This window comes from Arthrobacter sp. BPSS-3 (genome assembly GCF_044628475.1).
In the GTDB taxonomy this organism is placed as follows: Bacteria; Actinomycetota; Actinomycetes; order Actinomycetales; family Micrococcaceae; genus Arthrobacter.
Genome location: NZ_JBIMMV010000008.1, coordinates 86,833 through 106,197 on the forward strand (window position 1 = coordinate 86,833; position 19,365 = coordinate 106,197).

Genomic DNA, 19,365 nt, shown 5'->3' on the forward strand with positions numbered 1-19,365 from the left:
CCCAGAAGGACCCCCACCATGGCTCTCATCACCTCGGACCGCGCCAGGTTCCCCAACGACCCCTGGCAACTCGTGGAGACCGCCCACGTCCCCGGCAACGCCGGCACCCTGGAGACCCTGTTCAGCCTCGGCAACGGCCACCTCGGTATCCGGGGCGCGCACTGGGCCGCCGCCGACGCCGAACTGCCCGGAAGCTTCATCAACGGCTTCCACGAAATCTGGGACATCAAGCACGCGGAGAACGCCTATGGCTTCGCCCGCACCGGCCAGCGGATCCTCTACATCCCCGATGCCAACAACTTCGCGGTGGTGATCGACGGCGAGATGCTCAGCCTGGAGGAGTCCACGGTCCTGGACTACCGGCGCAGCGTAAACTTTGCCACCGGCATTTACGAGTGCCGGATCGTCTGGCAGTGCCGGTCCGGGTCCACGGTGACCACCACCGAACGCCGCGCCGTGGGCTATCAGGCCCGCGGCACCCTCGGCATCTCGCTGGAGGTCTCCGCCGACCGCGAGATCTCCGCGGACGTGACCTCCGCCGTCGTCAACCGCCAGGACCAGCCGGTGGAGGACCACTCCGCCCACGACCCGCGCCGCGCCGGCCGGCACGCCGGACGCGTGCTGCTGCCGCTCCGGCTCGACGGCGGCGACGGCTCGCTGCGCCTCTCCTGGGAGGCCGCGGAGTCCCGGCAGCGGCTGGGCATGGCCGTGGACCACTGGACCTCCGCCAACGTCCAGCCCTTCGACACCCAGGTGGACCAGGACGACAGCAGCGTCCGTTACGTCCTGGCCGTCAGCCCGGACCAGCCGTTCCGGCTGGAGAAGAGCGTCAGCTACGCTGTGGCCCGCGGTGTGGAGGAGGACCCGGCGGAGACCGCCGAGCGCGAGCTGTTGCCGGTGGCGGACATCTTCGCCCAGAGCGAGGCGCACTACCGCGAGTACTGGACCACCAGCGACATCGTGGTGGGCGGCCGGTCCGAGCTGCAGCAGGCCATCCGCTGGAACCTCTTCCAGCTGGCCCAGGCCACGGCCTGCGCCGACGTCGCCGGCATCCCCGCCAAGGGCGTCTCCGGCTCCGGTTACGACGGGCACTACTTCTGGGACCAGGAGGTCTACCTCCTGCCGTACCTGACCTACACGAACCCGCACAACGCCCGGCAGGTCCTGGAATTCCGTCACGAACTGCTGCCCGAGGCGCGGGTCCGGGCCAAGGAACTCAGTGTGGACGGCGCGCTCTTCCCCTGGCGGACCATCAACGGCCTGGAGGCCAGTGCCTACTACGCTGCCGGCACCGCGCAGTTCCACATCGCCGCCGCGATCGCCTTCGCCACCAACCGCTACATCTGGGCCAGCGGGGACGCGGCCTTCCGCGAAACCCAAGGCTCCGAGCTGCTGATCGAGACCGCGCGGATGTGGGCCTCGTTGGGCTTCTTCGGCAAGGACGGGCTGTTCCACATCCACGGCGTGACCGGCCCGGACGAGTACACCGCCGTCGTCAACGACAACCTCTACACCAACGTCATGGCGCGCTTTAACCTGCGTGCCGCCGCGGCGCTGGACCACCCGGGGATCGACGACGCCGAGCGCGAACTGTGGGAGCAGGCCGCCAACCGGATGCACCTGCCCTACGACGGCGACCTGCAGGTCTACTCCCAGGACAACGACTTCATGACCCTGGAGCCGTGGGACTGGAACACCCCGCGCTCGAAGTACCCGCTGCTGCTGAACTTCCACCCGCTGGTGATCTACCGGCACCAGGTGCTCAAGCAGGCGGACACGGTGCTGGCGATGTTCCTGCAGTGGCAGGACTTCAGCGCCGAGGAGAAGCGCCGGGCGTTCGACTTCTACGACCCGATCACCACCGGGGACTCCACCCTGTCCGCCTGCGTGCAGGGAATCATGGCGGCCGAGGTGGGCTACGGCAAGGCCGCGCTGGACCACTTCCTGCACGCTGTCTACATCGACCTGGACGACACCCACGGCAACACCATCGACGGCGTCCACATCGCCTCGACCGGCGGCGTGTGGAGCTCGCTGGTCAGCGGTTTCGCCGGCCTCCGGGACCAGGGCGAGGTGCCGTACTTCGATCCGCGGCTGCCCGCCGAGTGGGATTCGCTGGACTTCCACCTGAAGCTCCGCGGCGGCCTGCTGCACGTGCAGCTGGACCACCGGGAACTGCGGCTGGCCATGGTCGATGGCGGCCCGCTGGAGGTCGACGTGCGCGGTGAACGCCGCACCGTCGGGGCCGACGCCGTGTCCTTCGCCGTGCAGCCGGTGGAGAGTCCCGAGCCGACGGTCTTCCCCGGCCCGGCGACGGCGTCCATCCCGGTGATCCACGCGGCGGGGTAGGGGAGCAGGAGGCTAGCTCCTCCCCGCGCCCACTTCCTCGTGCCCGTTTCGACGGTTCCCCGCGGATTCGACGCTTCTGAGCGTCTATCCGGCAGGGAACCGTCGAAACGGCGGGCGCTGAAGGGCGGTCCGGGAACGCCCACTCTCCTTCCGGACCGGGGTTCCGGGTGCAATAGTGGCGGGATGATCAACCAGCAGCAGCTCTGGGACGCCGACGCCGCCTCCCGCTATGACACACCCGGCGAGGGGATGTTCGCCCCGGAGGTGCTCGAACCGACAGTCGAGGTCCTTGTGGAGCTCGCAGCCGGGGGACGGGCGGTCGAGTTCGCCATCGGAACCGGCCGGGTGGCCCTTCCCCTGGCCGCGGCCGGCGTCCCGGTGACCGGCATCGAGCTCTCCGATGCCATGATCGCAAGGCTCCGAGAGAAGGCCGGTCCGCAGGAGATTCCCGTGGTGCGCGGTGACATGGTGGAGGCCTCGGCGGGGGAGGGCTTCGCCCTGGCCCTCCTGGTCTTCAACACGATCTCCAACCTCCTGACGCAGGAGGAGCAGGTCCGGTGTTTCCGGAACGCCGCCCGGCATTTGGCCCCCGGCGGATGCTTCGTCGTCGAACTCTGGGTGCCGCAGCTGCGCTCGCTGCCGCCCGGCCGCGGGGCTACGGTGGAGGTCAGCGAGCCCGGATACCTGCTGGTGGACACCTACGACGTGCTCCAACAGCTGGTGGTCTCCCACCATGTGCGGTTCGATCCGGAGGTTTCCGGCGGCCGAGAGGCACGGATGGGCCGCACGCCGCACCGGTACATCTGGCCGGCGGAGCTGGACCTGATGGCGCGGCTGGCCGGCTTCGAACTGGAGTCCCGCTGGGCGGACTGGGACCGGAGCGAGTTCACGGCGGACTCCCGGAGCCACGTCTCGGTCTACCGGCTGCCCGCGGGCTGAGGCCTGCGCCAAACGGCGGACGACGGCGGCACGCGGCGGCGCTGGCCTCGCCGTCGTCGAACTAGCCAAACACTGCCCGTTTCGACGGTTCCCCGCGGATTCGACGCTTCTAGGCGTCTATCTGGCAGGGAACCGTCGAAACGGCGAGAGCGTGCGCCCCGAGGGTTCGGTCCAGGCGGCGGAAGCGGAACGGCGGAACCTACCCCTGCAGGTCGGCATGGTGGATGGCGGCGACGTTCGGATGTGCCCGCAGCCGGTAGCGCAGCGCGTTATCGCCGTAGGTTTCCAGGATGGGGCTGTCGGTCGGATCCACGGACAGGCCGCGGGCCTTCTCCTGGAACTCCGGGTTCATGGCCAGCTGCGGCATGGTGGCGTCCAGCGCCGGGTTGTAGAAGAACGGCAGTGAGATCCGGTCCGTGCCCCTGGCCGGGGAAATGACCCGGTGCAGCGTGGCCTTGAGGTAGCCGTTGGTGGCCAGTTCCAGCATCTCGCCGATGTTCACCACGAAGGTTCCGGGCACCTGCGGCGCGTCGATCCACCGGCCCTGGTACTCCACCTGCAGGCCGCCCTTGTCCGGCTCCACCAGCAGGAGGGTGAGGACGCCGCCGTCGCGGTGCGAGCCGACGCCCTGCTTGGGTTCGTCGCCGGATTCGCCCGGGTAGCGGACGATCTTCAGCATCGGGAACGCGCGGTCACCGAAGGCGTCGTCGAAGCTGTCCTCGGGGGCGCCCAGGGACACGGCCAGCGCGCGGAGCAGGTTCAGCGAGATCGTGCTCAGCTGGTCCGTCCAGGCCGCGACGACGTCGCGCATCCCGGGCAGCTCCGACGGCCACAGGTTCGGGCCCTCCAGCCGCCAGTAGTCGGCGACGCCGTCGCCCGCTTCCACCGCGGGCCGCTCGACGCCGATGTCGATCTGCTCGCGCCAGTCCACTGCCCGGTCCGTGAGCTCGGCGCCCATCCGGGTGTAGCCGCGGAACTGCGGGCTGTGGATGTTCTCCACGGCGAGCTTCTGCTCCTCCGGCAGGTCAAAGAACCGCCGGGACGTCTCGAGCATGGCGTCCACCAGGTCCTGGGGGATGCCGTGGTCGGAAAGGTAGAGGAACCCGACGTTGTGCATGGCGTCGCGGAGTTCGTCCCGGAACCGGGAGGATTCCTCCGGCCCGGCGTTCAGCCGGGAGTAGTCCAGAACGGGGAGTGATTCGAGTGACACGGTCCTATAGCCCTTCGTGGCGCGATGTGGAAATCGAAGTCCTTAATTTCTTCAACGTTACGACCGGATGCCCGCGGCGGCAGCACTGCATTTCGAAATGCGTCACCGCCTTGTGCGGGCCGGGGCGATGGGGTATTTCCGACGACGGCGGTGCGTCCAGCGGCGACGCCGGCGCCAACGGCGGACCCGCCGCCGGCGTGCAGGAGATCACGGTTGGAATACAGCCGGGGACCGCGCGGTTGCCGCCTAAAGGATGGGCCGCGCACCTGCTGCGGCCAGTCTTCACCCGGGGCGGGGACCGCCGCGCGGCGCCGCATCGGCGTCGTTCGCGGCCCGCGCCCACACCGGCTCAACCCAGCCAGAAACGGAGATGGTGGACCAATGACTGCCTACAAGACAGTGAACCCCGCGACCGGAGAGACGGAAAAGGAATTTCCGCTCGCAACGAAGGAAGAGGTCGAGACGGCGCTCGCCGCCGCGCAGCAGGCGTTCCTCGAGTGGCGCAAGGCGCCCGTGGAAGAGCGCACCAAGGTGATCGCCCGGGTCGCCGAGCTGTACCGGGAACGCCAGGACGAGCTGGCGCGCCTGATCGCCAAGGAAATGGGCAAGCCCGTGGTCGAGGCCCGCGGCGAGGTCAAGCTGGTCGCCTCGATTTACGACTACTACGCCTCCGAGGGCCCCGAATTCCTCAAGGACGAACCGCTGGAGGTCAAGGGCGGCGGCGACGCGCTCGTGCGCTCCACCCCGATCGGCCCGCTGCTGGGCATCATGCCGTGGAACTACCCCTACTACCAGGTGGCCCGCTTCGCCGCGCCCAACCTGGTCCTGGGTAACACCATCCTGCTCAAGCACGCCGGCAGCTGCCCGCAGTCGGCCCTCGCGATCGAGGCGATCTTCCACGACGCCGGGCTGCCGAAGGGCGCCTACACCAACCTCTTCCTGGACAACGACCAGGTGGCGGAGATCATCGCGGACTCCCGGGTCCAGGGCGTGTCCCTGACCGGCAGTGAGCGGGCCGGCGCGGCCGTGGCCGAGGTCGCCGGGCGGAACCTCAAGAAGTACGTCCTCGAGCTCGGCGGCAGCGACCCGTTCATCGTGCTCGACTCCGATGACCTGGACGCCACCGTCAAGGCCGCCGTCGGGGGCCGCATGGGCAACGCCGGCCAGGCTTGCACCGCGTCCAAGCGGTTCATCGTCCTCGAAGACCTCTACGAGCCGTTCGTGGAGAAGTTCACCGAGCGGATGGCCCGGATCAAGCCCGGCGATCCCCAGCAGGAAGACACCCGGTTCGGTCCGCTGTCCTCCCAGAGCGCCGCGGACGGCCTGGTCGAGCAGATCCAGGACGCCGTGGACAAGGGAGCCACCCTGCGCACCGGCGGCCACAAGGTGGACGGCCCCGGCGCCTTCGTGGAGCCCACCGTCCTCACCGACGTCACCCCGGAGATGCGCGCGTTCTCCGAGGAGCTGTTCGGCCCCGCCGCCGTCATCTACAAGGTGGCCAGCGTGGAGGAAGCGATCGACCTGGCCAACGGCTCGCCCTACGGCCTGGGCGGATCGGTGTTCAGCGCCGACCCTGCGAAGGCCCAGGACGTCGCCGACCAGCTGGACACCGGCATGGTGTTCATCAACTCGGTGGCCCAGACCCAGGCTGACATGCCCTTCGGCGGCGTGAAGCGTTCCGGCGTCGGCCGCGAGCTGGGCCGCTTCGGCATGGACGAGTTCGTCAACAAGAAGCTCATCCGCACCCCGCGCTAAACGCCGACGGCGCCGCCGGCCGCCGTGCGAAAAGCTTCGGCGCTGCCGGCCACTCACGGCCGCGGGGGGGGGGGGGGGGGGGGCTCCCCTCTCCTCCCCCTTCCCGCTCCCCCCCCCCCCCCCCCCCCCCCCCCCCCCCCCCGCGCCCGTCGCCGTGCCCGATGCGGGCGTGGCCTAGTCTTTAACCTAGGACAACGTTCAGCACCCTTATGGTTTATGAGAGGCGATGATGGCCAAGCGCAGCAACCCGGCGATGAAGATTGCCCAGCAAGCCGCCCACAGCGCGATGTTCGACGCCGAGGGCAAGCCCAAGCCCGGCGTGCACAACGTGCTCCTGCGGGCCGTGGAGATCCAGCGGCCGCTGGTCCTGGCGAACCTGCGGAGGCTGCAGAAGAAGCACCCGCACGCCAGCGCCGCGCAGCTCGCCGCGATCCTGGAACGCAACTACCTCATGGCCGTCACCGGGGGAGGTGCCCTGGTGGGCGGCTCCGCCGTCGTCCCCGGCGTCGGAACCGTGGCCGCGCTGGGGCTCTCCGCCGCCGCGACCGCCGGCTTCCTGGAGGCCACCGCCCTGTTCGCCACGTCCCTGGCCGAGCTGCACGGCGTGCGGCTGGAGGATCCGGAGCGCGCCAGCACCCTGGTCATGGCGATCATGCTCGGCGAGGAAGGCACCACGCTGCTCAGCTCCCTCAGCGGCCAGGCCGCGGGCCAAGGCAAGGGCCCCACCCAGGCATGGGGTTCCCTGTTCGCCCGGCGCGCCCCGCTGGCCGGCTTCGGTTCGGTCCGCGAGCAGATCCAGCGGGCCTTCCTGCGCAACCTGCTCAAGCGGCAGGGCACCGCGTTCCTTGGCCGGGCGCTGCCGTTCGGCGTCGGCGCCGTGGTGGGCGGTGTCGGCAACCGCATGATGGGCCGCGCCGTGATCGAGAACGCCAAGGAGGCCTTCGGGCCCATGCCCATCACCATTCCCGGCGACCTGCACTCCGCTGACATGAACACGGGCGACGCCGGAACCGGGCTGAAAGGGGCGCGCGGTGGATCTGAACGCTGACCTCGGGGAGTCGTTCGGCTCTTGGACCATGGGCGACGACGCCGCGATGTTCCCGCTGGTCACCAGCGCCAGCGTCGCCTGCGGGCAGCACGCCGGTGACCCGGTGACCATGCTGGACACCTGCCGCGCGGCCTACGAACTCGACGTCCGCGTCGGCGCCCACCTGGGTTACCCGGACCTGGGCGGTTTCGGCCTGCGCGCCATGGACATCAGCTTCGATGACCTGTTCGGCTCGGTGCTGTACCAGCTCGGGGCGCTCGACGGCGTCGCGCACGCTGTGGGTGCCTCCGTGGACTACGTCAAGGTCCACGGCGCGCTGTACGACCGCACGGTCCACGACGAGGAGCAGGCCTCCGCCGTCGTCGCCGCCGTCCAGGCCTACGATCCGGGCCTGCCGGTCCTGGGGCTGGAGGGGTCCGCCCTGCTGCGGCTCGCCGCCGAAGCCGGCAGCCCGGTCTTCCACGAGGCCTTCGCGGACCGCGCCTACCGTCCGGACGGCACCCTGGTGCCGCACCTGGAGAACGACGCCTTCATCGAGGATCCGGACGAGATCGTGCGGCGGGCGGTTCGGCTGGCGCTGAAGGGCGAGGTCGAGGCGATCGACGGGACCGTAGTGAAACGCACGCCGCACTCGCTCTGCCTGCACGGCGACACCCCCGGCTCGGTGGCTGTGGCCGCCGCCGTTCGCTCCGCGCTGGAGCAGGCCGGCGTCGAGCTGGAATCCTTCGCATAAGTACGCCGTGGACGCCGTCGCGCGCACGCCCCCTGTCCGGACCGCGGACCTGAACGGTCCGGATGCCGCCGCTGTTGGCGGGCTGGTGGCCGCCTACCTATTGCAGACCGAGCGGGAAAAGGCGGCGCAGCTTGGCGGAGCGCCGTTTTCCGGGGTACTTCCGGAGCGGTACCGCCGTGAGGTGGATGACCCGGCGGGAGCCTATGCCGGCGCGAACGTCCTCGTGGCGGACGCGGGGACGGGACCGGCCGGCGTTATCACGGTTCACCGCGCCGGAACGGCCTGGGAGATCAAGCGGATCGGGGTTAGTCCGGCAGCCCGCGGCCTGGGGGTCGGTGCGGCATTACTCGACGCCGCGCTGGAGTTCGCCGACGAGGCCGGGCACGATCCCGTCCGGCTCACGGTGTGGGACTGGCGGGAGGACGCCATTGGGCTCTACCGGAGGCGCGGATTCGTACCCGTCCCGTCGTGGGAGGACAGGGCCCGGCTCATCTGCATGGAGCGTGCCGCTGCACCCCGAGCTGAGCACTCGCTTGGCAGCTGCGAGGACGATTGAGAAGCCGGCCGGCGGGATCTAAACAGCGGATTCTCCGCTTGACCCCGAGGGGGTGTACCACTCCCACTCGCCGTCGTCGGTGATGCTGCCTCCCATGGCGCCGAACATCCAGGGGGTGATTCCCGTGGGATCGCCGCCGACACGGACAAACATCCCGCGTTTCGTACGGGCGCTGCTGAAGTGAGCGGGCAGATACAGGCCCACTCCCAGGCCACATCCGAGCAGGAAAAACAGGATCGACAGGATGCCGATGGGGTGACGGTGGGTGAGGAACACGTACCCGACCGCCGCCCCGACGCCGACCAGAAGGCCCCAAAAAACCGTCCAGAATGCCGCCCGGAACCGGAGGCTTCTGTTGCTGGGCCGCTGATTGGGATCGTTGTTGCGGTGCAGGCCGGAAGGTGTTCCCTCGGAACCGGCGTCGGACGTTCGCTTCACAGAAGCAGTCTAAACGGGCCGAGTGCCCCGCCTGGTGAGGGTCCCGTGCGCCCGTTCGGCCCCGTTCCTACCCGAACACCAAATTCGCGACCGTGAAGATGGCGAGCCCGGCCAGCGCCCCCACAACGGTGCCGTTGATGCGGATGAACTGCAGGTCCTTGCCGACCTGGAGCTCGATCTTCTCCGAGGTTTCCTCCGCGTCCCAGCGCGCCACGGTGTCCGTGATGACGCCGGCAATGTCGGAGCGGTAGTTGTTCACCAGGTACCCGGCGGCGTCGCCCACCCAGGCGTTGACCTTCCCGGCGAGTTCGGGGTCCACCGTGAGGCGGGTGCCGAAGTCGTGGACGGCCGCCTTGAACCGGATGGTCAGCTCGCTGTGCGGATCGTCGACGGCGGTCAGCAGCGCCGCTTTCACCGTGCCCCAGGTGCGGGAGGCGAGCTCGCGGACCTCCGGGTCGCCCAGGACCTGGGCCTTGACGCCCTCGGCCCGGGCAATCATCACTGGGTCGTGTTGCAGGTCCTGCGCCAGCGACTTCAGGTAGGTGTCGATGGAGCGCCGGACCTGGTGCTGCGGGTCGGCCTGCACCGCGCGGGTGAACTTCAGGATCTCCACATACACCTTGTCGCCCACCAGCCCGTCCACGAAGCTGGGCACCCAGGTGGGGGAGCGGTCCGTGACCACCCGGTTGACGGTCTCGTGGTTGTCCCGGACCCAGTCCACCGTGCGGTCCACCAGCAGGTCCACCAGCGCGTGGTGGTGCCCGTCCTCGAAGATCCGCTCCGCGAGCCGTCCCACGGGAGGCCCCCAGGGCGGGGTGAGCAGATGCCGGCGCACCATGCCCTCGATGACGGCCTGGACGTCGTCGTCGTTCAGCACCGTGAACGCGCCCCGGATCACCGCGGCGCCCTCCTTCGCCACCCGCTCGGCGCCGCCCGGGCCGGAGAGCCAGCCGCCGACCTTGCGGGCGACGTCGACGCTGGCCAGCTTCTCCTTGACCACCTGCTCTGAGAGGAAGTTGGTCTCCACGAACTCGCCCAGCGACGCCCCGATCTGGTCCTTGCGCCGGGGAATGATGGCGGTGTGCGGGATCTTCAGGCCCAGCGGGTACTTGAACAGGGCGGTCACGGCGAACCAGTCCGCCAGTGCACCCACCATGCCGCCCTCCGCCGCGGCGCGGACGTACTCCAGCGCCGGGTACTGCTTTTGCAGGGCGAAGGCGACGACGAACACCACCGCCATCCCGATCAGGAGCGAGGCCGCCAGCATTTTCATCTTCCGCAGCGCGGCTGCCTTCGCGGCATCGGCAGGGGAGAGCCGGTGGTTCGCGCCCGCCGTTATGGCGCCGGCACGGGATGGTCGCTCAGAGTTCACCTGCATGTGCCCAGCCTAGCCGGGCCCCCGGACTCCGGGTCCGCTAACGTGTTCGCATGACCATTGAGGAGTCCGCTGCCGCCCGCCCGCTCGTCTACGCCCACCGGGGAGCCAGCGGGGCCTTCGCGGAGCACACCCGCGCCGCCTACCTGCAGGCGATCGCCGACGGCGCCGACGGCGTCGAGTGCGATGTCCACCTGACCCGCGACCAGCACGCCGTGCTGCTGCACGACGCTACCCTGGACCGCACCTCCAACGGCACGGGCCCGGTGGCCGAACGCACCCTGGACGAACTCCGCGAGCTCGACTTCAGCTCCTGGAAGGGCGCCCGGATCCCCGAGGCGTATGGGGCGAAGTCCGAGCAGTTTCTGACCCTGCCCGAACTGCTCGACATCCTGCGCACCGCCGGCCGCGAGATCGGGCTGGCCATCGAGTTCAAGCACCCCAGCCCCTACCAGCTCAAGCTCGAGGACCGGGTGCTGGAGGTCCTCACCGCCGAGGGCTGGGACCCGGCCACCGGCATGCTGGATAACATCCGCGTTTCCTTCATGAGCTTCAACCCGGATTCCGTCCGGCACCTGCTGCAGACCGTCCCCGCCGAGGCCATCTGCCAGCTGGTGGACGACGTCGACGTCGACGAAGTGCGGGAGAGGTTCAGCGTCGGCTCCATCACCGGCAACGCGATGGCCAACGTCATGAAGGCCGCCCAGCTCGAGGGCGAGGAACTGCTGGACCAGGGTGCCGTGGGCCTGGCCGGCCCCGGCATTGACTACGTCCGCGAATTCCCGGACACGGTCCGCCGCTGGCTCGAGTCCGGCCGCCGGTTCCGGGTCTGGACCGTCGACGCCCCCGAGGATGTGGACCTCTGCCGGGAGCTTGGCATCCAGGAGATCACCACCAACCGCCCGGCCGAGGTCCTGGAGCGGATCTCCGTCAGCCTGTAGCGGCCGGTCCCCGTTCCACCGCCCCTAGCGGAACTGGGACAGGGAGGACAGGGCGGCGTCCACCGATCGGTTCTCCCACGGCCGGCGCTGGCGCAGGGTTTTTCCCGGGAGGGCCTGGTCCCCTTCGGGGGTGACGGTGGCCTGGCGTGCGGTCTTGCGGGAGGTCCTCATGGTGCTGCTTTCGTTCGTAGCGGTTCTGTCAGGCTCCAGTGAACAACCTCAAGTGAACTTGAGGTCAAGCCGGGCGCGTGCCAGACTGCACGGGTGCCGTCCGCTACTGATTCCCTGCTCTCCGTCGGTGAGGTCGCGTCCCGCGCCGGGATCACCGTGCCGGCCCTGCGCTACTACGAGGACCGCGGCCTAGTGCAGTCCCAACGCACCAGCGGCAACCAGCGCCGCTATAAGCGGACCACCCTGCGCCGTCTGGCCGTGGTGGCGGCCGGCCAGCGGGTGGGGCTGAGCCTGGAGCAGATCAAAGCCGCCCTCGACGGCCTGCCCGCGGACCGGGCCCCGAACCAGGCGGACTGGACCGCCATCAGCCGGGACTGGGCGGGGCTGGTGGCGGAGCGGATCCGCGAACTGGAGGTTCTGGGGGAGTCCCTGGACAGTTGCATCGGCTGCGGCTGCCTGTCGCTGGGCCGCTGCTCCCTGGTCAACCCGGGCGACGAGGCCGCCGCCGAGGGGACCGGTTCCCGCTGGGCCCGGCGCGCCCGCCGGGCGGCCGGGGCGGACCCGGGCGCAGGCGGGGGCGCACATGAGGTCCAGGGCCCGGCTGAGGTCTAGGCCGGCCCCGCAGCACCCGGCAAAGCCTGGCCCGCATACCTACGCCGCCACGTCCCGCCGCCGCCAGCCCGCGTACCCCAGCACCGCCAGGGCCACGGCGACGGCGGTCAGCCACGCCATTGCGGGCACGGCGTCGGCGGTCACCGGCAGCAGCGGCGAATGCCGGAACGGGGAGGCATCCATCAGCCAGCCCGGGGCGTTCCAGAGCACACCGAACTCGCCCAAGGCCACGAATGCCAGCAGCAGCACCCACACCCCGGCGGCCAGCCGCGGCAGCCAGCCGAACACCGCCAGCGCCAGCCCGGCCAGCACCCAGGCGGCCGGGATCTGGGCCAGGGCCGCCACCGTGGACCGGCCCACCAGCGCCGGGTCCTGCACCGTCAGCGCCGCCCCGATGCCGATCGAGACCCCGGCCAGCACCATCAGCACGGCGGACCCGGCCAGAGCGAAGCCGAAGTGGCTGGACGCCCAGCGGGCCCGAGTCGCCGTCGTCGCCAGCAACGCCTCCGCATGGCCCGCGGACTCCTCGGCCCGCAGATGGTTCGCCGCGGAGACCGCATACGCCGCCGCCAGCAGGCCCATGATGCTGATCTCCGCGGCAAGGAAGGCGTCGCGCAGCGCGGCCGCCCCGCCCAACAGCCGGATCAGGTCCTGGGCGTTTGCCGAACTCAGCATCTCCGCGACGTTCCCGATCAACGATCCCACCACCACCCCGAACACCACGAACGCGATCGCCCACGCCAGCCACACCTTGTACTGCAGCCGCACGGCCAGGGCCCACACCCCGGACACGGACCCCACGGCCGGGCCGGGGCGTTCGGCCCGCAACCCGGCACCCAGGTCCCGCCGGGCCCGCAACGCGAAGGCCGCCGGAATGAGGACGGCACTGAGCAGGACCGGCAGTACCAGGACCCACCAGTGATCGCCGGCGAAGGCCCGGATTTGCTGGTTCCAACCGATGGGGGAGAGCCACGACAGGAACGAGGGTCCGGGTTCGGCCAGGTCGCCCACCGCGCGCAGTCCGTAGGTCACCGCGATCATGCCCACGCTGAATCCGTTGGCGGCCCGGGCGCCGGCCGTCAGCTGGGCGGCAACCCCGGCCACGGCGCTGAACGCGAGCCCGGTGGCGGCCCAGCCCATCCCGAACGCCAGCGACCCCTCAGCGGGCAGCCCGCCTGCGGCCAGCCCCGCGGCGGTCAGCAGCCCCACGCCCAGGCTGCCTGTGAGGGCAATGATGAGCGCGGCGGCCAGCGGGGCGTCACGGCCCAGCCGTCCGCCGCCGAGCAATTCCAGCCGTCCGCTCTCCTCGTCGGCCCGCGTGTGGCGGATCACCAGCACGGCCATCAGGACCGCCAGGATGGCGGTCATGAACGCCGTGTACTTGATCAGGGAGAGCGCGCCGAGGGACGCCGGGTCGTAGATCCGGCCGAACATCGCCACCATCGAGGCCGTGGCGTTGAGCGCGTCCGCCGCCTCGACGCGGCTGCGCACGTCCGGATACAGCTCGGCGCCGGCCCGCGCCGTGGAATAGGCGACGACGGCGAAGCCCAGCACCCAGCCGGGCAGCAGCCAGCGGTCTCGCCGCAGCCCCAGCCGCAGCAGCGTCCCGGTCCCGGCCAGGGTCTCAGGCATCGGAGGGACCCCGGCCAAAGGTTCCCGCCCCGTAGTGGCGCAGGAACAGGTCCTCCAGCGTCGGCGGCTGGCTGGTCAGGGACCTCAGGCCCGCGGCGGTCAGGGCCTGAAGGAAAGGGGCCAGTCCGGCCGGATCCACCTGTGCGCTGACCCGGTGGTTGACCACGGTGACGTCGTGCACGCCGGGCAGCCGGTCCAGCCCCGGCGGGAGGGCCGCGACGTCGGCGGTGACGGCGGTCCGGGTGAGGTGCCGGAGCTTCTCCAGCGGGCCGGTCTCCACCACCCGGCCGGCGCGGATGATGCTGACCCGGTCCGAGAGCGCCTCCGCCTCGCTCAGGATGTGGCTGCTCAACAGCACGGTCCGGCCCTGGTCCCGGAGCGCACGGACGCAACCGCGGAAGGCCTCCTCCATCAGCGGGTCCAGGCCGCTGGTGGGCTCGTCCAGCAGGAACAACTCGGCGTCCGTGGCCAGGGCTGCCACCAGCGCCACCTTCTGCCGGTTGCCCTTGGAGTAGGCGCGCGTCTTCTTGGTGGGGTCCAGCTCGAACAAGTGCAGCAGCCGGTCCCGTTCCGCCCGGTCCTGGCCGCCCTGCAGCCGGCCCAGCAGCTCGATCACCTGGCCGCCGGTGAGGTTTGGCCAGAGCGAGACGTCGCCGGGGACGTAGGCCAACCGGCGGTGCAGGGACGCCACGTCCTTCCACGGGTCCAGGCCCAGTACCCGCGCCGTCCCGGCGTCGGACCTCAGTAACCCCAGCAGGAGCCGCAGAGTGGTCGACTTGCCCGAGCCGTTCGGCCCCAGGAACCCGTGGACCTCCCCGGCGGCCACGGTGAAGTCCAGACCGTCCAGCGCCGTCACGGTTCCAAACCGCTTGACCACACCCGCCATTTCCACGACGTTGCCCATAGCCACCACGGTACCCCCGGAGCCGGCTCCCGGATCCCCTGCGGAAGGTCCCGTTTCCCGTGCCGGTTTGCGTGCCCGTTCCCCACAGCGGCGCGGCCGCGACGCAGTCGGCGGGACCCGTTTTCGTTGGCGCCGCCGCGGTTGTGGTTGCATGGATGCATGCCTTTTCGCTGGTCCCCCGGGGCAACCCGAACCCTGTCCGCCACCGCCCTGAGCGGACTGTTGCTGGCCAGCGCCGCAAAGCACTTCCGGGATCCCGGCTTCTTCGCCCCGCTGGTCCCGTCTTACCTCTGCCGGGACGACTCCGGCGAGCACCGCAACGGTCCGCTGGCGGTCCTCTCCAGGGACGAATGGGTTGCCGCCACGGGACTGCTCGAGGGCGCCGCGGCCGCAGGCCTCCTGCTGCCCCGGACCCGCCGAATCAGCGCCGGCTGCGTCACCGCCCTGTTCACCGCGTTCCTGACAGCCCACGTTGACGCGCTCCATACCGCCCTCGGGCCGGCGGGATCTCCCAAGGCCCGAACGCTGCACGGGATCCGGCTCCCGTTGCAGGCGCCGCTGATCGCCTGGTCCTGGAGCCTGGCGAGGGCGCCCCGGCAGACACGCCGGTGAGGACCGCGCTCACCCCGGCGGTCCGGATCGGGCTGTCCATCAGCGTCGCTACCGGGCTCTACGGCATCTCCTTCGGCGCCCTTTCCGTCGCCTCAGGGCTGGACTTCTGGCAGACCATGGCGCTGAGCCTGCTGCTGTTCAGCGGCGGCTCGCAGTTCGCCTTCATCGGCGTGGTGGCCGGCGGCGGCTCGGGACTGGCCGCCATGGGCGCGGCCACCCTGCTGGGCATGCGCAACGGGATTTACGGCATGCAGTTGAACGCCTTGCTGCAGCCCAAGGGCTGGCGGCGCTTCGCCGCGGCGCAGGTCACCATCGACGAATCCACTGCCACCAGTACCGGCCAGACGGACCCGGACGAGCAGCGCCGGGGGTTTTGGACCGCCGGCGTGGGGGTGTTCGTGCTGTGGAACATCTTCACCGCGGTGGGTGCGCTCGCCGGCAGCGCGCTGGGGGACCCCAAGCAGTGGGGGCTCGACGGCGCCGCGGTGGCCGCCTTCTTGGGCCTCCTCTGGCCGCGGCTGAAGGGCCGCGAGCCCGTGGCGATCGCCGTCGTCTGCGCGCTCGCCACCGTGCTGGCCGTCCCGCTGGTTCCCGCCGGGGTGCCCATCCTGGTGGCCGCGCTGGTGGCCGCCGTGTTCGGCTGGTTTAGTTCCGGCCCGCGTGACGAGGGCCTGGAGCCCGACGTCGACCCCTACCCCGGGGGTGAGCACGGGCGTGGGCGCAACGCCGGGGCGGCCACGGGGGAGGGCGCATGACGCTTTGGCTATGGCTGCTGCTCTCCTGCGTGCTTGCCTATGCGTGGAAACTGCTGGGCTACCTGGTGCCCGCCGCGTGGCTGAAAAACCCGCGGATTTCCCGCGTGGCCGGGGTGATGACCATCGGGCTCCTCGCCTCCCTGACGGTGGTCAACGCGGTGGCCTCCGGGCAGGCGCTGGCCCTCGACGCAAGGGTGGGCGCGCTGGCCGCGGCCGCACTGGCCCTGCTGCTCAGGGCGCCGTTCCTGGTGGTGGTGCTGGCCGGCGCCGGTGCGGCGGCCGGGTTGCGGCTGCTCGGCTGGGGGTAGCGGCGCCTACTGGTGCGCGAACGCGTGCCCGGCCTTTAGCCCCTAGCCAGTGCGCGGCGGCCGGTGACAGCATCTAGTGATGACCACCAACGAGCCTGACAATGCCGCTGCCCGCGACCCGGAGGGTTCCGGGCCGGAGCATTCTGCCCCGGAAGGGGCGCAACCGGACCCGGCTTATCCGGCGAAGGGCCACGACCGTGCGGCCGCGTCTCGCGCCGCCGGCGGCATCCCCACCGGGGCCGTGTCCACCCGCGACCTGCAGGAACTGGCGCGGCGCCGCCGCGAGGCCGAGGAGAAGCTCCAGCAGCACCTCGAGGAGGCCAAGCACAAGCCGGCCCACCACGACGGGGAGCAGCACCATGACGACGCAAGCCACTCCGGCGGGCAGCGTGACGACACCCACCACGACACCGGCGGTCCGGGCGGGGAACCCGGACACGGCTGAGGGCAGGCGCCGGAAGACGGCACCTGCCCTCAGGTCACCCGCCCGTCCGGGCGGACACGCTGTTACTCGCCGTCGACCGTGACGACGATCTTGCCGCGGGTGTGGCCTTCCATGTTGTCCCGGAAGGCGTCCGCGGTGCGCTCCAGCGGGTAGGTCTTGGCGACCTCCACGCGCAGGCCGCGGCTGTCCACCAGGTCCGCGAGTTCCTGAAGCTGGGCGCCCACCGGGTTGACCCACATCCAGGTTCCGCCGTGCTGTTCGACCTCGGCGTCCGCGATCGAGGCGTGCTTGCCGCCCTCGGCCAGGACGGCCAGGGTGGCGTCGAGGACACCGCCGACGAAGTCGGCCACGATGTCGACGCCTTCCGGGCGGAGTGCGCGGACGCGGTCGGCAAGGCCCTCACCGTAGGTGACGGGTTCCGCGCCGAGGGAGCGGAGGAAGTCGTGGTTCTTCTCCGAGGCGGTGGCGATCACGGAGGCGCCGAGGGACTTGGCGATCTGGATGCCCAGGGAGCCGACGCCGCCGGCTCCGCCGTGGATCAGGACGGTCTTGCCTTCGCCCGTGCCGAGCCGGGTCAGGACCTGGTAGGCGGTCAGGCCGGCCAGCGGCAGGCCGGCGGACTCGTTCCAGTCCAGGGTGGCCGGCTTGCGGGCGAGGACCCGCTCCGGGAGCGCGATGTACTCGGCGAAGCTGCCGCCGTGGACGTAGTCCTTGCGGCCATAGGCGATGACCTCGTCGCCGGGCTGGTACTGCGGGGCGTCAATGCCCACGGATTCCACCACGCCGGCGACGTCCCAGCCGGGGATCGCGGGGAACTGCAGGTCCATCATGCCGTCGAGTCCGCCGGAGACGATCTTCCAGTCAACCGGGTTCACGGAGGCTGCCTTGACTTTGACCAGGACCATGCCGGGGCCAACCTTGGGCATGGGCTGGTCGGTCAGTTGGAGGACGTCGGGGGTGCCGTATTCGCTGTACGTGATTGCTTTCATGCTCACGTCAACGGACGCGTCCGGGCCGCTATTCCGGCCCGCCGTGGTGAAAGCGGTCTCAGTGGGCGGCACCCAGCCCGGCGAGTTTCAGGATCAGTTCCAGGCCCTCGGGCGTCCCCGGCCAGTGCCGGCGCACCGCGTCGGTGCCCGCCCGTTTGACCACGGAACGCAGCGCCAGGGCGACGATCACGACGTCGTCCGCGTAGCCGATCACGGGCAGGAAGTCCGGCACCAGGTCGATCGGGGAGAGCAGGTACAGCAGCAACAACACCAGCCGGACCCGTACCCCCACGGCGACGGTGCCGTCCGCGATCAGCCGTTTCACCAGCCGGAGCAGATCCGGCAGCAGCCGGAGAGCGTCCCTCATGGTCACGGTTTCGGGGTGCCGGCGCGCGTAATTCCACAGCAGGACCAGCAGCGCGGCGTAGACCAGCATCAGTCCGCCGATCACGCCGGCGAGGGTTTCCCAGCTCATGGTCTCAACGGTACGTGGCCCCCGAGGGCGAACCGAACCCCACGCCGAACGCCGTGCCGTACTGGGTTCCGGGTACCAGGGTCTGGGGCGGCAGCGGGCGGTCCGGCCGCTCGGCCCGGATGGCGTCCTCTAGCAGGGCCACCGGGCGGCGCCAGGCGTCCGAGCCGGCCTCCATGGTGTCCACCACGCCGATCAGCATGGCCAGCAGCCGGATCATGTCCGCCATGGAGATGTCGCTGCGCAGCGTGCCCTGGCCCTGCCCGCGTCCCAGCAGGATCGCGACGGACTCGATCAGGTCCCCGGTGATCCCGGTCAGCACCCCGCGGCGCCCGGCCACAGCTCCGAGGAGATTGGCCTCATCGCTGGCCACCGCCATCAGTGCTTCCACGATGCGGAACAGGCCCTCGGCGGCATCGGTCCCGGCCAGGGCATCGTCGATCACCGGGTTCACGCGCAGTTTCAGCTGCTGGTGCAACGCGGCGAGGACCAGTTCCTCCTTGTCCGCGAAGTTCCGGAAAAGGGTGGCGGGGCCCACGCCGGCGGTCACGGCGATGGTCTGCAGCGGTACCTCCGGCCCGTGCTCACGGAAGCACTGGCGGGCCGCGGCAATGATCTTATTGACGTTGCGTGCAGCGTCCGCGCGGAGCGGCCTGCGGTCTACTGCCCGGTTCATTTGCTCAGGGTAGCAACGCCGGGGCGGCGCGAACCGGTTACCCGCGGGTTCACATATTTATGACGCGGAGGGCACACTGGAGCCATGCTGCTTGCCTTTTCTGTTGCCCCGTCCGGCCGTCCCCCAGTCGCCCCCACCTCCGGTTCCGCTGCCGCCCCCGAGACGGCTCCCGGCGCGGACGACGCGTCGGTGCACGACGCCGTCGCCGCCGCGGTGCGGATCGTCCGCGAGTCCGGCCTCCCGAACCACACCGACGCCATGTTCACCACCATCGAGGGCGAATGGGACGAGGTGTTCGACGTCGTCAAGCGCGCCACCGAGGCGGTGGGCCGCTACGGCAGCCGCGTGTCCCTGGTGATCAAGGCGGACATCCGCCCCGGCTACACCGGCGAACTGACCGGCAAGCTGGACCGGCTGGAGCGGGCCCTGGGCGAGTAGGCCCCGC

The 19,365-nt window shown here is 70.6% G+C and carries 21 protein-coding genes and 1 pseudogene; 13 read left to right on the forward strand and 9 right to left on the reverse strand.

Annotated features, from left to right (window positions below):
• Positions 1-18: 18 nt before the first annotated feature.
• Together ACFVY3_RS13215 and ACFVY3_RS13220 are read left to right on the forward strand one after the other, a co-directional pair.
• Positions 19-2,349, forward strand: a complete 2,331-nt coding sequence (locus tag ACFVY3_RS13215) for a glycoside hydrolase family 65 protein (RefSeq protein WP_400160052.1) — start codon at positions 19-21, stop codon at positions 2,347-2,349.
• Positions 2,350-2,532: 183 nt separating this feature from the next.
• Positions 2,533-3,288 (forward strand): class I SAM-dependent DNA methyltransferase, encoded by a 756-nt coding sequence (locus ACFVY3_RS13220; RefSeq protein ID WP_400160053.1) that lies wholly within the window; start codon positions 2,533-2,535, stop codon positions 3,286-3,288.
• Positions 3,289-3,487: 199 nt separating this feature from the next.
• On the opposite strand, the gene ACFVY3_RS13225 is transcribed toward ACFVY3_RS13220, so the two are convergent.
• Entirely contained in the window at positions 3,488-4,498 is a 1,011-nt protein-coding gene (locus ACFVY3_RS13225) for an isopenicillin N synthase family dioxygenase (protein WP_400160054.1), read from the reverse strand.
• A 381-nt stretch (positions 4,499-4,879) separates the two neighbouring features.
• Between ACFVY3_RS13225 and ACFVY3_RS13230 the strand changes: the two genes are divergently transcribed.
• The 4 genes from ACFVY3_RS13230 (at position 4,880) to ACFVY3_RS13245 (ending at position 8,590) form a co-directional block, all read left to right on the forward strand.
• Positions 4,880-6,253: an NAD-dependent succinate-semialdehyde dehydrogenase gene (locus tag ACFVY3_RS13230; protein ID WP_400160055.1), complete on the forward strand. Its 1,374-nt coding sequence runs from the start codon at positions 4,880-4,882 to the stop codon at positions 6,251-6,253.
• A 229-nt stretch (positions 6,254-6,482) separates the two neighbouring features.
• Positions 6,483-7,301, forward strand: a complete 819-nt coding sequence (locus ACFVY3_RS13235) for a hypothetical protein (RefSeq protein WP_290256933.1) — start codon at positions 6,483-6,485, stop codon at positions 7,299-7,301.
• Complete coding sequence (locus ACFVY3_RS13240) at positions 7,285-8,034, forward strand: LamB/YcsF family protein (protein WP_377971254.1); 750 nt, start codon at positions 7,285-7,287, stop codon at positions 8,032-8,034. Before ACFVY3_RS13235 ends, ACFVY3_RS13240 begins: the two co-directional genes overlap by 17 nt.
• A 7-nt stretch (positions 8,035-8,041) precedes the next feature.
• Positions 8,042-8,590, forward strand: a complete 549-nt coding sequence (locus ACFVY3_RS13245) for a GNAT family N-acetyltransferase (RefSeq protein ID WP_400160056.1) — start codon at positions 8,042-8,044, stop codon at positions 8,588-8,590.
• A gap of 18 nt (positions 8,591-8,608) precedes the next feature.
• On the opposite strand, the gene ACFVY3_RS13250 is transcribed toward ACFVY3_RS13245, so the two are convergent.
• Both ACFVY3_RS13250 and ACFVY3_RS13255 read right to left on the reverse strand, forming a co-directional pair.
• Positions 8,609-9,028, reverse strand: a complete 420-nt coding sequence (locus ACFVY3_RS13250; protein ID WP_400160057.1) for a hypothetical protein — start codon at positions 9,026-9,028, stop codon at positions 8,609-8,611.
• Positions 9,029-9,095: 67 nt separating this feature from the next.
• A complete protein-coding gene (locus ACFVY3_RS13255; RefSeq protein WP_400160058.1) occupies positions 9,096-10,406 on the reverse strand; it encodes a DUF445 domain-containing protein in 1,311 nt (436 codons plus the stop codon).
• Positions 10,407-10,456: 50 nt separating this feature from the next.
• Between ACFVY3_RS13255 and ACFVY3_RS13260 the strand changes: the two genes are divergently transcribed.
• Positions 10,457-11,344 carry a glycerophosphodiester phosphodiesterase gene (locus tag ACFVY3_RS13260; RefSeq protein WP_400160059.1) on the forward strand — a complete coding sequence of 296 codons (888 nt, stop codon included), beginning with the start codon at positions 10,457-10,459 and terminating at the stop codon, positions 11,342-11,344.
• A 24-nt stretch (positions 11,345-11,368) separates the two neighbouring features.
• Here ACFVY3_RS13260 and ACFVY3_RS13265 read toward each other — a convergent pair whose 3' ends face one another.
• Complete coding sequence (locus ACFVY3_RS13265) at positions 11,369-11,515, reverse strand: hypothetical protein (RefSeq protein WP_290256928.1); 147 nt, start codon at positions 11,513-11,515, stop codon at positions 11,369-11,371.
• 93 nt (positions 11,516-11,608) lie between these two features.
• On the opposite strand from ACFVY3_RS13265, the gene soxR reads away from it, so the two are divergent.
• Entirely contained in the window at positions 11,609-12,127 is a 519-nt protein-coding gene (gene soxR / locus ACFVY3_RS13270; RefSeq protein WP_290256927.1) for a redox-sensitive transcriptional activator SoxR, read from the forward strand.
• Positions 12,128-12,166: 39 nt separating this feature from the next.
• On the opposite strand, the gene ACFVY3_RS13275 is transcribed toward soxR, so the two are convergent.
• Both ACFVY3_RS13275 and ACFVY3_RS13280 read right to left on the reverse strand, forming a co-directional pair.
• The gene (locus ACFVY3_RS13275) at positions 12,167-13,759 is read right to left on the reverse strand and encodes an ABC transporter permease (RefSeq protein WP_400160060.1); all 1,593 of its coding nucleotides are present in this window, start codon (positions 13,757-13,759) and stop codon (positions 12,167-12,169) included.
• Entirely contained in the window at positions 13,752-14,663 is a 912-nt protein-coding gene (locus tag ACFVY3_RS13280) for an ATP-binding cassette domain-containing protein (protein ID WP_400160061.1), read from the reverse strand. The genes ACFVY3_RS13275 and ACFVY3_RS13280 overlap by 8 nt, the downstream gene beginning before the upstream one ends.
• A gap of 159 nt (positions 14,664-14,822) precedes the next feature.
• Here ACFVY3_RS13280 and ACFVY3_RS13285 point away from each other — a divergent pair, with 159 nt between their 5' ends.
• From ACFVY3_RS13285 to ACFVY3_RS13300, 4 genes are all read left to right on the forward strand, one after another.
• Positions 14,823-15,275, forward strand: coding sequence for a hypothetical protein (locus tag ACFVY3_RS13285; RefSeq protein ID WP_400160062.1), 453 nt, complete (start codon positions 14,823-14,825; stop codon positions 15,273-15,275).
• Entirely contained in the window at positions 15,272-16,030 is a 759-nt protein-coding gene (locus ACFVY3_RS13290; protein WP_290256923.1) for an AzlC family ABC transporter permease, read from the forward strand. Before ACFVY3_RS13285 ends, ACFVY3_RS13290 begins: the two co-directional genes overlap by 4 nt.
• Positions 16,027-16,338: an AzlD domain-containing protein gene (locus tag ACFVY3_RS13295; RefSeq protein ID WP_377971270.1), complete on the forward strand. Its 312-nt coding sequence runs from the start codon at positions 16,027-16,029 to the stop codon at positions 16,336-16,338. The genes ACFVY3_RS13290 and ACFVY3_RS13295 overlap by 4 nt, the downstream gene beginning before the upstream one ends.
• A gap of 79 nt (positions 16,339-16,417) precedes the next feature.
• Positions 16,418-16,783: a hypothetical protein gene (locus tag ACFVY3_RS13300; RefSeq protein ID WP_400160063.1), complete on the forward strand. Its 366-nt coding sequence runs from the start codon at positions 16,418-16,420 to the stop codon at positions 16,781-16,783.
• 62 nt (positions 16,784-16,845) lie between these two features.
• Here the strand turns inward: ACFVY3_RS13300 and ACFVY3_RS13305 are convergent, their stop codons facing one another.
• The 3 genes and pseudogenes from ACFVY3_RS13305 to ACFVY3_RS13315 all read right to left on the reverse strand — a co-directional run bounded on the left by ACFVY3_RS13305 (position 16,846) and on the right by ACFVY3_RS13315 (position 18,920).
• Positions 16,846-17,772: an NADP-dependent oxidoreductase gene (locus ACFVY3_RS13305; protein ID WP_400160064.1), complete on the reverse strand. Its 927-nt coding sequence runs from the start codon at positions 17,770-17,772 to the stop codon at positions 16,846-16,848.
• A 174-nt stretch (positions 17,773-17,946) separates the two neighbouring features.
• Positions 17,947-18,028: pseudogene (locus ACFVY3_RS13310) on the reverse strand (YkvA family protein); the annotation flags it as partial.
• Positions 18,029-18,251: 223 nt separating this feature from the next.
• Positions 18,252-18,920, reverse strand: a complete 669-nt coding sequence (locus ACFVY3_RS13315) for a helix-turn-helix domain-containing protein (RefSeq protein ID WP_364136106.1) — start codon at positions 18,918-18,920, stop codon at positions 18,252-18,254.
• Positions 18,921-19,004: 84 nt separating this feature from the next.
• Between ACFVY3_RS13315 and ACFVY3_RS13320 the strand changes: the two genes are divergently transcribed.
• Positions 19,005-19,358, forward strand: coding sequence for a thiamine-binding protein (locus ACFVY3_RS13320; protein WP_290256914.1), 354 nt, complete (start codon positions 19,005-19,007; stop codon positions 19,356-19,358).
• The last annotated feature ends 7 nt before the right edge of the window (positions 19,359-19,365 follow it).

Excerpts from the sequence above, each read along its gene's own strand:
- ACFVY3_RS13215 (WP_400160052.1), top strand. The coding sequence starts at position 19 with ATGGCTCTCATCACCTCGGACCGCGCCAGGTTCCCCAACGACCCCTGG.
- ACFVY3_RS13220 (WP_400160053.1), top strand. The coding sequence starts at position 2,533 with ATGATCAACCAGCAGCAGCTCTGGGACGCCGACGCCGCCTCCCGCTAT.
- ACFVY3_RS13230 (WP_400160055.1), top strand. The coding sequence starts at position 4,880 with ATGACTGCCTACAAGACAGTGAACCCCGCGACCGGAGAGACGGAAAAG.
- ACFVY3_RS13235 (WP_290256933.1), top strand. The coding sequence starts at position 6,483 with ATGGCCAAGCGCAGCAACCCGGCGATGAAGATTGCCCAGCAAGCCGCC.
- ACFVY3_RS13255 (WP_400160058.1), bottom strand. The coding sequence starts at position 10,406 with ATGCAGGTGAACTCTGAGCGACCATCCCGTGCCGGCGCCATAACGGCG.
- ACFVY3_RS13260 (WP_400160059.1), top strand. The coding sequence starts at position 10,457 with ATGACCATTGAGGAGTCCGCTGCCGCCCGCCCGCTCGTCTACGCCCAC.
- ACFVY3_RS13265 (WP_290256928.1), bottom strand. The coding sequence starts at position 11,515 with ATGAGGACCTCCCGCAAGACCGCACGCCAGGCCACCGTCACCCCCGAA.
- ACFVY3_RS13275 (WP_400160060.1), bottom strand. The coding sequence starts at position 13,759 with ATGCCTGAGACCCTGGCCGGGACCGGGACGCTGCTGCGGCTGGGGCTG.
- ACFVY3_RS13280 (WP_400160061.1), bottom strand. The coding sequence starts at position 14,663 with ATGGGCAACGTCGTGGAAATGGCGGGTGTGGTCAAGCGGTTTGGAACC.
- ACFVY3_RS13285 (WP_400160062.1), top strand. The coding sequence starts at position 14,823 with ATGCCTTTTCGCTGGTCCCCCGGGGCAACCCGAACCCTGTCCGCCACC.
- ACFVY3_RS13295 (WP_377971270.1), top strand. The coding sequence starts at position 16,027 with ATGACGCTTTGGCTATGGCTGCTGCTCTCCTGCGTGCTTGCCTATGCG.
- ACFVY3_RS13300 (WP_400160063.1), top strand. The coding sequence starts at position 16,418 with ATGACCACCAACGAGCCTGACAATGCCGCTGCCCGCGACCCGGAGGGT.
- ACFVY3_RS13305 (WP_400160064.1), bottom strand. The coding sequence starts at position 17,772 with ATGAAAGCAATCACGTACAGCGAATACGGCACCCCCGACGTCCTCCAA.
- ACFVY3_RS13315 (WP_364136106.1), bottom strand. The coding sequence starts at position 18,920 with ATGAACCGGGCAGTAGACCGCAGGCCGCTCCGCGCGGACGCTGCACGC.
- ACFVY3_RS13320 (WP_290256914.1), top strand. The coding sequence starts at position 19,005 with ATGCTGCTTGCCTTTTCTGTTGCCCCGTCCGGCCGTCCCCCAGTCGCC.